Source organism: Allobosea sp. AAP35 (assembly GCF_001295925.1).
In the GTDB taxonomy this organism is placed as follows: domain Bacteria; phylum Pseudomonadota; class Alphaproteobacteria; order Rhizobiales; family Beijerinckiaceae; genus Allobosea.
In genome coordinates this window covers 21852-32539 of the sequence record NZ_LJHQ01000019.1, presented here as the reverse complement: position 1 = coordinate 32539, position 10688 = coordinate 21852, and the positions used below count along the sequence as shown (strand labels likewise).

Below are 10688 nucleotides of genomic sequence, written 5' to 3'. Positions count from 1 at the left end.
CGCGCCGCTGCTGCGGCCCTGGCCGCCTGGGCCGCCCGTGCTGCCTGCGCGGCGGCGGCAGCGGCGCGCGCAGCCTGAGCGACGCGGTAAGCCCGGTAGGCCCAGAGTCCGCCGCCGATGATCAGCGGTATCGCCATCAGCGCAGTCCCGGAAATTCGGCTTCCTCGGCGGCGACCATTTCGGCGAAGACCGCATCGAGCGTGTCGTCAGGAGCCAGCCCGCTACCGGCGAAGACCTGCCCCATCGTCGGTCCCTCCGCGACGGCTCCGTCGGTCACCGCGATCATGTAGGTCCATTTCCCCAGCGCGCGCTCCGAGCCCAGTCCGAGCGCGCGGCCCGTGTTCTCCCCATGCACAATGAGAGCCTGCAGTTGCGCAGCGTCCATCGTCCCGGTTTCCACCGGCGCCGCCTCTCGCAAATAGCTCGCAATCCGTTGGCGCGAGGCCGCGACGCGGCCAAGATTGAGGCGCGCGATCTGGTCGGGCGAGAACCGCAGCATCCCCGTATCGGCCGCGACAGCTTCCGGACCCGCGAACGCGGCGAGACTCCCGCCGCCGAAACACACCCCCGCCGCCGCGCCGAGGAGGCGCGCCATCTGCCCAGGGCGAAGCAGCGGCATCATCGCGCCAAGGACGACGGTGTCCCAATGGCGGAAGACGACCGCTTCATAGGCCGGCGCGTCCGGCGTCTCGCGTTGGCGATCGGGAATTTCGACCAGATTCAGCGTACGCAGATGCCTGAACAGCGCAGGCTCCCCGCTGGGCCAGGACCAGAACACCGGTGCGGCGCGACCTGCATTCATCGCGCGCAGACGATCGATATCGTCAGCCCGCGACAGCGAGATCAGGAAGGGTCCAGATGACACGGCCGCAGCGTCGCCGGCCTCGAGAAACAGCGGGCGACCGCCGAGCCCGTGAATCGCGAGATCGGCCGCGAGGTCGACAAAGAGCGCGCCGTCGACGACCGCGTACCAGTCTGGCGGCAGCGCCTGCAGGGCTGCGCTGCCATCTGCGGGGCCAGCCGGATCGGTAGGCGCAATCATGCTTGGCGGCGACACGGCCTGACAAACGGCGCGTTATTGGCGGCGGCGCTCGCCATGCAAGGCTGGCTGGTCTCCGGCGCGGCTCCGCCAGCGCCCATATTGCCGCCCCCGCCGGCATCGCCGATCAGCACCGTCGGTAATCCCGTGATGATGACCCCGCCATGCGTGGTGGTGTCGCCGATGCGGGCCGCCGGCAGGTTGTTCACCAGCACGCTGGCCGAGCCTTTCACGATCATGTCGATCGGGCCGACGCAGACGCATTTGTCGGTGACGCGCGCCTGCGGCAGGCCCCCGGTGATGACGTTGGGCGAGCAGGTCGGGATGATCGGCCCACCGACATGGGGCACGGGGCCGGGCGAAACCATCGGACAGGTGTGCAGGTCGCTGACGCGGGCGGCGGGCATTCCCATGACGAAAGGCTCCTCGAGGCGCATCCCAATCCAGCCCAGCACCATGACGGTTGCATGACGAATGCTCGACAGCCGACATGATCCATGGCGGATACACAGCTGTCAACGACGACAGCTACGTCATTCCAGGGCTCAAGGGAGGACTGGCCGAGCGAGCCTGCGTGCCCGATTGCGCCAGTCCAAATCCGCTCGCCTGAGCGCCGACCCCTGCCCTCAGCGCGAAAATTTCTTGTACTGAATCCGCTTCGGGATCGTGGAGTCGATACCCAGCCGGCGCTTCTTGTCTTCCTCGTATTCGGCGAAGTTGCCCTCGAACCATTCGACATGGCTCTCGCCCTCGAAGGCGAGGATATGGGTCGCTATCCGGTCGAGGAACCAGCGATCGTGGCTGATGATCACGGCGCAGCCGGCGTAATCCTCCAGCGCCTCTTCGAGCGCCCGCAGCGTGTCGACGTCGAGATCGTTGGTCGGCTCGTCGAGCAGGAGGACGTTGGAACCCGCCTTCAGCATCTTGGCGAGATGGACGCGGTTGCGCTCGCCGCCCGAGAGCGAGCCGACCTTCTTCTGCTGGTCGCCGCCCTTGAAGTTGAAGGTCGAGCAATAGGCGCGCGAATTGATCTCGCGCTTGCCGAGATAGAGGATGTCGTTGCCGCCGGAGATTTCCTCCCAGACGTTCTTCTTGTCGTCGAGCGAGTCGCGGCTCTGGTCGACATAGCCGAGCGTAACGCTCTCGCCGATCTTGATGGTGCCGGAATCGGGCTTGTCCTGCCCCGTGATCATCCGGAACAGCGTGGTCTTGCCGGCGCCGTTGGGGCCGATCACGCCGACGATGCCGCCGGGCGGCAGCTTGAACGACAGCCCGTCGATCAGCAGCTTGTCCTGGAAGCCCTTTGACAGATCCTCGAAATCGACGACGTTGTTGCCCAGCCGCTCGGCGATCGGGATGATGATCTGCGCGCCGTCGGGGCCCTTGTTGTTGGCTTTCTGGACGAGCTCGTCATAGCGCTGGATGCGCGCCTTGCTCTTGGCCTGGCGGGCCTTGGGCGAAGCCGAGATCCACTCCTGCTCGCGCTCCAGCGTCTTCTGCCGGGCGACATCCTCGCGGCCTTCCTGGGCGAGACGCTTCTGCTTCTGCACCGACCAGGCCGAGTAGTTGCCCTCATAGGGGATGCCCTGGCCACGATCGAGCTCGAGGATCCAGCTCGTGACGTTGTCGAGGAAGTAGCGATCATGGGTCACGATCAGGATCGCGCCCGGATAGGTCCGCAGGTGGCCTTCGAGCCAGGCGGTCGTCTCGGCGTCGAGATGGTTGGTCGGTTCGTCGAGCAGCAGCAGTTCGGGCTGCTCCAGCAGGAGCTTGCAGAGCGCGACGCGGCGGCGCTCGCCGCCCGAGAGCTTGGCGACCTCCCAGTCGTCGGGCGGGCAGCGCAGCGCGTCCATCGCCTGATCGACCTTGGAGTCGAGATCCCAAAGGCCCTTGGCCTCGATCTCGTCCTGCAGCTTGGTCATCTCGTCGGCGGTCTCGTCGGAATAGTTCATCGCGAGCTCGTTGTAGCGGTCGAGCACGGCCTTCTGCGGCGCGACGCCGAGCATGACGTTGTCGCGGACGTTGAGCGTCTCGTCGAGCTTGGGCTCCTGCGGCAGGTAGCCGACGCGTGCGCCCTCGGCGACCCAGGCCTCGCCGGTCCATTCCTTGTCGAAACCGGCCATGATCTTGAGCAGCGTGGACTTGCCCGCGCCGTTGACGCCGAGCACGCCGATTTTGGCGTCCGGGTAGAAGGACAGGTGGATGTCCTTGAGAACCTGCTTGCCGCCCGGATAGGTCTTCGACAGGCCGCGCATATGATAGATGAACTGACGGGACATGGGGCGTGCGGGCTCCGCTGGCGGACTGATGGTCTGGCGTGTCGGGAAATCTGCCGCGTATGTAGCGAGGCGGGCGGCCAGCCGCAACCGGCGGCTTGATTGCGCCGGCATTCGCCGACGGAAATGATGGGGTCGAAGCGGCGAATCGAAGGGCCACCGACGTGTCTGGTGAAAAGAGCGACGCCACCATCGAGTTGCGCCTGGCCAACAGCGCCCAGCTCTTCAACACGCTTGACCCTTTCCCTTTCAGCGAGGGCGACATCGCGGCCGATGCCGAGCGCTACATCGTCGAATGGGCGCAGGAACTGCCCAAGGATGCGGCCATCGCGATCCTCATCCACCTGCAGGGCACAGCCACCCCCGGCAAGCCGCATCCTGATCTGGCCACCGCCCTCACCGGCTGGTTCGCCGCCAAGGCGCGGGCAGAATCTCAGGCCCTGCGCGCCCTGTTCCGCGACGGCCGCCTCGCCTTCCTGATCGGTTTTGCCGGGCTGTCCTTCTGCCTCTTCCTCAGCTTCCTGCTGACTCAGCGCAGCGAGGGGCCGTTCGCGCGAGTCGTCCAGGAAAGCCTCGTCATTATCGGCTGGGTCGTGATCTGGCGCCCCGCCGAGATGTTCCTCTACGACTGGCTGCCGCTGCTGCGGCGCAAGCGGCTCTATCAGCGGCTCGCGGAGGCCAAAGTCACGATCACGCCGGCCGCACCCGACGCATCCTGACGTCGCTGAAAGGCTCGCACCTGAACACTGTATGCAGCATATCTTGAAGGGTTACCCGAAACCGGTCTAGTCTCTCGCCTGGAAACGCCGGAACAACCCGGCGCCAATCCCTGGGGAGGGACCATGAAACTCATCGTCAAGGCCGCGCTCGGCGCGGCAGCTTTGCTGGTGTCCACCGGCGCGTCCGTCGCATTTCCCGACCGACCGGTGCAGTTGATCGTGCCCTGGGCTGCCGGTGGCGGCATGGATGCGGTGATGCGGATTTTCGCCGCCGGCTACGAGGCCGAACTCAAGCAGCCGGTCAATGTCGTCAACCGCACCGGCGGCGGCGGCCTGACCGGCCATACCGCGATCGCCAATGCCACGGCCGACGGCTACACCGTCGGCGGCATCAGCCCCGAAATCTCCTTCTTCAAGACGCTCGGGCTCGGCGACATCACCATCGACAGCGTCGACACGTTTTCGCGCGTCTCGCTCATCCCGGCCGGCGTCACCGTCAAGGCCGACAGCCCGCTGAAGACGGCCGCCGACTACATCAAGGCGGTCAAGGACAATCCCAAGGGCACCTTCATGGCCTCGGGCACCGGCGTTGGCGGCTCCTGGCACATCGCTTCGGGCGGGTTGCTCAAGGCGGCGGGACTCGCGCCCGACACGGTGCGCTGGGTGCCCAGCAATGGCGGCGCGCCGGCCCTGCAGGATCTCGCCGCCGGCGGCATCAGCGTCTTCACCGGCTCGCCGATCGAGGCCAAGGGCATGCTCGATGCCGGGCGCGTGCGCACCATCCTGCTGATGACCGAGGAGCGCCATCCGAGCTTCCCCGACGTGCCGAGCGCCAAGGAGGCCGGGCTCGACTGGACCTATTCGAACTGGTTTGCGCTTTCGGCGCCCAAGGGCGTCCCGGATGACCGGCGCAAGATTCTGTTCGAGGCTGCCGAGCGCACCATGCAGCGCCCCGAAGTCCGCAAGGCGATGGCCGATCGCGGCATCACCCCGGTCTGGGACAAGCCCGGCGAGTTCACCGCCTATGCCAAGGCCTTCACCGAGCGCGGCAACGCGGTCCTGAAGGACCTCGGCCTCGCCAAGCAATAGCCCCGCGCGGGCGGCGAGGGCACGCTTTCACAAAAGCGACATCGCCGCCCGCCCCCGCTTCCCTTCGGCCCGGCCCATGCATCAGATTGGGCCGAGCCGAAACGGAACGGGGTTGCGCGATGCAAGACGCCACGACGTCCTGGAACAGCCTCCGCATCGGGCTGATCGCCCTGCTCGCCGCCTGGCTGGGCGTCATGCCCGCCAACGCTCAATCCGACGAGCCGGGCTGCCGGCCCGACATGGCCTCGCTGCGGCTGCCGATCCAGCGGGTCAATCTCGCAAAGGACGAGGTCCGACTGACCTTCGTCGGACATGCCACCTTCCTGATCGAGACGCCCGCCGGCGTGAAGGTCGCAACCGACTACAACGACTATGTCCGATCCACCGTGACGCCCGACATCGCGACGATGAACAAGGCACATTCGACCCACAATTCCCGCAATCCCGATCCCGCCATCAAGCGGGTGCTGCCGGGCTGGGATCCGACCGGGACGGGGGCGGCCCGCCATGACGTCACCATGGGCGACCTGCGCGTCCGCAACGTGCCCACCAACATCCGCTCCTATTCCGGCTCGACCGATTTCGACGGCAATTCGATCTTCATCTTCGAGATCGGCGAACTCTGCATCGCCCATCTCGGCCATCTGCATCACCCGCTCGAGCCCGGCCATCTGCGCGCGCTCGGCCGCGTCGATGTCGTGCTGTTTCCCGTCGATGGCAGCTACACGCTCGATCAGGAGGGCATGCTGGAGGTGTTGAAGACGCTTCAGGCGCGCGTGATGATCCCGATGCACTTCTTCGGAGGCGGCACGCTCAGCCGCTTCCTAGGCCGCTCCCAGGATCTCTGGCCGGTTGAACGGCGCGACCAGCCGGTGCTGACGGTGACCAAGGCCGGCCTGCCGGCCAGGCCGACGGTCATCGTGCTGCCGGGCCACTAGCGCGACCAACCTGCGGAATATCTGGCTTTAACCTCCTGGTGAGGCTGCGCAGAGGCTTTCGTTGCGCCTTGGGCCGACACTGGCATGCTGAGCATCGTTCGCTCTTTGCCAGGACGCCCTCATGACACGCGCGCTCATGATTGCCTGTCTCACGACTGCCTTTCTGGTGCCGGTTGGAGCCGAGGCCGCCAAAATGCGTTTCGGCGGCAAGAGCGGCCCCAAACCCTCACCCGAAGCGTCTCAGGCGAGCAGCCGCGGCCGCGGTCTCGTGGTCGTTCCGGTCGCGGGCCGGGGCATCGCGGAGACCGCGAGGGCCGAGGACCAGGCGCCGGCCCGCGTGCCGTTTCCACCGGCCACGACGACGATGGCAGCCCCCGCCGTGATGCAGCTCACCGCCACCGGCGAAACCAAGGTCTGGTGCCGCAGCGAAACCGTGGTCGGTGGCTTCTGCGTGCTCAACTGAACTGCGGGGTCAGCCGGTCCGCGCCGGCCGCCCCTCGATCGGATAGGCCGGGTCGCTGTAGCCCGGCGTCGACGGGTGGCCAGCCGGCACGAGCTTGTCCACCAGCGCCTCGTCCTCGGCGCTGAAGGTGATGTCGAGCGCCGCCAGATAGGCCTGCCATTGCTCCAGCGTGCGGGGCCCGGCGATGGCGGCGGTCAGGAAGCGGTTGTTCAGCACCCAGGCCACCGCGAACTGGATCGGCGTCATGCCGCGCGCAGCCGCATGCTGCTTGATCGTCTGGGCGATGACGAGGCTCTCGTCGCGCCACTCTGTCTGCATGATCCGCTTGTCGCCGCGCGCCGCGCGCGTGCCCTGCTGCGGCGCTTCGCCGGGCTCGTATTTGCCGGTCAGCACCCCGCGCGCCAGCGGCGAATAGGAGGCGACGCCCAGCCCGTAATAGCCGCAGGCCGGCAGATGCTCGACCTCTGGCATCCGGTTCATCGCGTTGTAATAGGGTTGGCTGACGATCGGCCGATCGATGCCGAGTTCATCGCAAAGCCGGCAGATCTCGGCGACCCGCCAGGAGCGGTGGTTCGAGACGCCGAAATGCCGGATCTTGCCCTGCCGCACGAGATGGGCGATGGCGTGCACCGTCTCCGCCAGCGGCGTCGCATGGTCTTCCTTGTGGAGATAATAGATGTCGATGAAATCGGTCCCGAGCCGGGCGAGGCTCGCCTCGCAGGCCTGCAGCACCCATTTGCGCGAGAGCCCGCCTTGGTTGGGGCCGGCGCCAAAGGGACTGCCGACCTTCGTCGCCAGCACCCAGTCATGCCGGTTGGCGCCGATGGCGCGCCCTGTGATCGCCTCCGAACGGCCTTCCGTGTAGACATCCGCCGTATCGATGAAGTTGACGCCGGCCTCGCGCGCATGGTCGACGATGGCACGCGACGCGACCTCGTCGGTCGCGCCGCCAAACATCATCGTGCCCAGGCACAACGGCGAGACCTTGAGGCCCGACCGGCCGAGTTGGCGATACTCCATCGAAGACGCTCCCGTGCAATCGCGCGGCCAGGCCAAAGGCCAAGCCTCATCATGTCGGGCTCAGACTGCCCCGGCCCGGCGCACCAAACCAGCGTCACGCACGCCGGCTGCCCCTGCAAGCCACGCGCCCGATGCTTAGGCTCGCTCCGGCGGCCGGCAACGCAAGGAAATGCTTAATCTTTCATGCCAGGGTCGCGACATCGCTCCCTTGGCTGCACCCGATGAATCTCGCCACGCTTGCCCAAAGCCAGACCCTCGCCACGCTGTTGCAGGCGCTTGCGCCGACGACTGGGCTGGTCGCGGGCAAGACGGTCGAGGCGCGCCTGCTGGCGCTGGCCGGTGACGGCACCGCCACGGCACAGCTGGGCTCGGAGACGATCGAGCTGGTGCTGGCCGGTCCCACGGCCCGGCAAGCCGCCCTCCAGCCCGGCGCCACGCTCGTTCTCACGTTCGAGGCTGCGACCGAGCCCGGCACAAGCCTGAAGGCGACGCTGGTCGATATCCGCCCGCCGGCCGCGACGCCGGTTCCGGCCACAACCACGCCAGCCCAAAACGCCGCTACGTCCGCCCCATCCGTCCCGACCCCCGGTTCGCCGGCCTCTTTCGCGACCCAGCCGAGCACCCTGCGAGCGGGGGCAGTGCCGCCCTCCGGCGCGGAGCCTGCCGGCCAGCCCGGTGCGCCGACCGCAGCCTCGGCCTCCTCGCTGGCGACAGCGGCTCGCGTCCAGGCCGGGCCGCTGCTGGGGCCGGCACTGGCGCGGCAGGACAGCCTCGCTCCGCTGCTGGCCAATCTGCGGGCGCTGTCGCAAGGCTCGCTCGCCGTCACCATCCCGAAGCCGCTGGCGGTCCTGGTCGAGGGCATCCTCGCCCAGGCGATCCCGGCCGAACGCCGACCGCTGACGGCCCAGGGGCTCAAGACCGCCATCGCCACTTCCGGCCTCTTCCTCGAAGCCCGTCAGGCGCAGGGAGCCGCGCCTGCTCCCGGAACGGATCTCAAGGCCGGCCTGCAGGCGCTGCGGACCGCGCTCGCCCCGCTGGTCCAGGCCCTCTCCCTGCCAGAAACCAGCAGATCGGCTGCGGCCGACAAGGCGCCCGCCGGCATCGGCCTGCCTTTGCCGACCCTTGATCCGTCCGCCAGGGCGACACCGCCCCGGCGCGACGGACCGCTGATCGCACAGCCCATCGCCGAGCCCAGCCTGATGGCGGGCGAAAAGCCGCTTGCCATTGTCGAGACGCTGCTCGACCAGACCGATGCGGCGCTCGACCGCATCACGCTCTCGCAATACGCGTCACTGCCGGCGGAGGCGGCGCGAACGGAAGCCCAGCAGAGCCAGCGCTGGCTGACCGAACTTCCCCTCGCCTTCGCCAACGGCGTCACGATGCTGCCTCTGCAGATCGAGAAGGAACCGCCGCGCCGCGAGAGCGACGGCACGGCCGGCCCGCTCTGGCGCGTGCGTTTCGCGCTCGATGTCGAGCCGATGGGGCCATTGCAGGGCGTCGTCACCCTGCAGGGCCGCAGCGTCGGCATCACGCTCTGGGCCGAGCGCGAGGACACCAGCAAGCTCTTGCGCAGCGCGTCGCCCGGGCTGGAGGCCGCGCTTCTCGACGCGCAGTTCGAGCACGGCGCCATCGAGATCCACACGGGCCAGCCGCGCGTCGCCCAGCCCATGGCGGGGCAGTTTCTGGACCGGATGTCATGAGCCATCCCGCCGTTCCGCCCTCCCCGCGCCAGATCGCGGTTGCGCTGGAATATGATGGTCAGGGTGCGCCCAGGGTCACCGCCAAGGGCCGCGGCGAGCTCGCACAGCGCATCATCGAGACCGGTCGCGAGCATGGCGTTGCAATCGAGGAGAACGCGATCCTGGCACAGGCGCTGTCGGCGGTCGAACTCGACGACCAGATCCCCGAAGAGCTCTACCGCGCCACCGCGCAGGTCATCGCCTTCGTGCTTTCGCTGCGCGGCGACATGCGCCCCCGTCGCGGCAACGGCAGCCCGACGTGACCATGAGCATCGTCGTCCGGCGCATCAGGCCCACCGATTACGCCAGCTACGGACCCGCCTTCGCCGCTCTGGCCGTGCGCGCCTGCGAGCCCAATCCGCATATGGCGCCTGCAGCCATCGCCGCCGCCCGGACTGTCCTGCCGGAGGACGGGATCGTCATTCTCGCCGCCTGGCTGAGCGAAGCGCTCGGTTCGGAGCGTCTGGCAGGCCTTTGGGCGCTGCGCCGCCGGCGCGATTGGCGCAGCGGTTTCGTACCCGTGCTGACCGCGCCGCTTCTGCCGCTCTACGAAGTCTCGTCGCTGCCGGTCCTCGACGCCGACCGGTGCCAGGACGTCATGCAGGCGATGCTGCGCCATATCCGGGCTGCGCGCGACCTGCCTCATACGCTGACCCTGCCACTGCTACCGCTCGAAGGGCCAAGCTTCGTCGCGCTGCAGGAGGCCTGCCGCGCCGGGGGCGGCCGCCTGACCGTGAGCGAACGCTGGCAGAGACCGGTGATGCAGCCTGCGCCAGGCGATGACGCCGAACATTACCTGCGGCGCGCGCTCGGCCAGGGCTACAAGAAGCGCATGCAGCAGTACCGCGCCATCGCCCGCCATGGCGCTGTGACCTTCCGGCGGCTGCGCGGCGAAGCGGCGCGCGAGGCCCTGCCGCCATTTCTGGCGCTGGAAGCGGCTGGATGGAAGGGCGAAAGCGGGACCGCCATCGCCCGCCTGCCTCAGGCTCATGCCTATTTCGACAGTCTCGCCGCGCAATTTGCAGCCGTGGATTCCCTGCAGATCGATACGCTCAGCCTCGATGGCCAGCCGCTTGCCATGGGTCTCCTGGTCGAAAGCGCCGGTACCCGGCATTTCCTCAAGATCGCCTATGACGAGACGCAAGGCCGCCACTCGCCGGGCCGGGCCCTGACCATCGCGATGCTCCAGGCGGACTTCGCCGGGGCCCCGCCAGCGTTCTTCGACAGCGGCGCCGGCGACGGCGTCGATGCCGGCACCTATGTCTGGGGTGAGCGTCGCGCCATGGGCAATGCCGTCATCCGCCTCGGCAGCACCAAGCCCGGCCTGCCCGAAGCCGCAGCAAGGCTGCGTCAAGGCTTGCGCCGCGTCAGGGCCTGGCTCCGGCGGCGCTAACGAAAGAAACCG

General features: G+C 68.0%; 11 protein-coding genes. 7 read left to right on the top strand and 4 right to left on the bottom strand.

What is annotated here, in order from left to right:
• Positions 1 to 136 precede the first annotated feature (136 nt).
• From IP69_RS08155 to ettA, 3 genes are all read right to left on the bottom strand, one after another.
• Positions 137 to 1042, bottom strand: coding sequence for a DUF4123 domain-containing protein (locus tag IP69_RS08155; protein WP_054142324.1), 906 nt, complete (start codon positions 1040 to 1042; stop codon positions 137 to 139).
• Complete coding sequence (locus tag IP69_RS08150) at positions 1039 to 1452, bottom strand: PAAR domain-containing protein (protein ID WP_082359145.1); 414 nt, start codon at positions 1450 to 1452, stop codon at positions 1039 to 1041. The genes IP69_RS08155 and IP69_RS08150 overlap by 4 nt, the downstream gene beginning before the upstream one ends.
• A 213-nt stretch (positions 1453 to 1665) precedes the next feature.
• Positions 1666 to 3318: an energy-dependent translational throttle protein EttA gene (gene ettA, locus IP69_RS08145; protein WP_054142323.1), complete on the bottom strand. Its 1653-nt coding sequence runs from the start codon at positions 3316 to 3318 to the stop codon at positions 1666 to 1668.
• Between the two features lie 161 nt (positions 3319 to 3479).
• On the opposite strand from ettA, the gene IP69_RS08140 reads away from it, so the two are divergent.
• The 4 genes from IP69_RS08140 to IP69_RS08125 all read left to right on the top strand — a co-directional run bounded on the left by IP69_RS08140 (position 3480) and on the right by IP69_RS08125 (position 6524).
• Complete coding sequence (locus IP69_RS08140) at positions 3480 to 4034, top strand: hypothetical protein (RefSeq protein WP_156323347.1); 555 nt, start codon at positions 3480 to 3482, stop codon at positions 4032 to 4034.
• A gap of 123 nt (positions 4035 to 4157) precedes the next feature.
• Positions 4158 to 5123, top strand: coding sequence for a tripartite tricarboxylate transporter substrate binding protein (locus IP69_RS08135; RefSeq protein ID WP_054142321.1), 966 nt, complete (start codon positions 4158 to 4160; stop codon positions 5121 to 5123).
• Between the two features lie 119 nt (positions 5124 to 5242).
• Complete coding sequence (locus tag IP69_RS08130; RefSeq protein ID WP_054142320.1) at positions 5243 to 6061, top strand: MBL fold metallo-hydrolase; 819 nt, start codon at positions 5243 to 5245, stop codon at positions 6059 to 6061.
• A 121-nt stretch (positions 6062 to 6182) separates the two neighbouring features.
• A complete protein-coding gene (locus tag IP69_RS08125) occupies positions 6183 to 6524 on the top strand; it encodes a hypothetical protein (RefSeq protein WP_054142319.1) in 342 nt (113 codons plus the stop codon).
• A gap of 9 nt (positions 6525 to 6533) precedes the next feature.
• Here the strand turns inward: IP69_RS08125 and IP69_RS08120 are convergent, their stop codons facing one another.
• Entirely contained in the window at positions 6534 to 7544 is a 1011-nt protein-coding gene (locus tag IP69_RS08120) for an aldo/keto reductase (protein ID WP_054142318.1), read from the bottom strand.
• A 221-nt stretch (positions 7545 to 7765) separates the two neighbouring features.
• Between IP69_RS08120 and IP69_RS08115 the strand changes: the two genes are divergently transcribed.
• The 3 genes from IP69_RS08115 to IP69_RS08105 are packed head-to-tail and all read left to right on the top strand — an operon-like array spanning position 7766 to position 10676.
• Positions 7766 to 9244, top strand: coding sequence for a flagellar hook-length control protein FliK (locus IP69_RS08115; RefSeq protein ID WP_054142317.1), 1479 nt, complete (start codon positions 7766 to 7768; stop codon positions 9242 to 9244).
• A complete protein-coding gene (locus IP69_RS08110; RefSeq protein ID WP_054142316.1) occupies positions 9241 to 9546 on the top strand; it encodes an EscU/YscU/HrcU family type III secretion system export apparatus switch protein in 306 nt (101 codons plus the stop codon). Before IP69_RS08115 ends, IP69_RS08110 begins: the two co-directional genes overlap by 4 nt.
• A 2-nt stretch (positions 9547 to 9548) precedes the next feature.
• On the top strand, positions 9549 to 10676 hold the full coding sequence (locus tag IP69_RS08105; protein ID WP_054142315.1) for a GNAT family N-acetyltransferase: 1128 nt from the start codon (positions 9549 to 9551) through the stop codon (positions 10674 to 10676).
• The last annotated feature ends 12 nt before the right edge of the window (positions 10677 to 10688 follow it).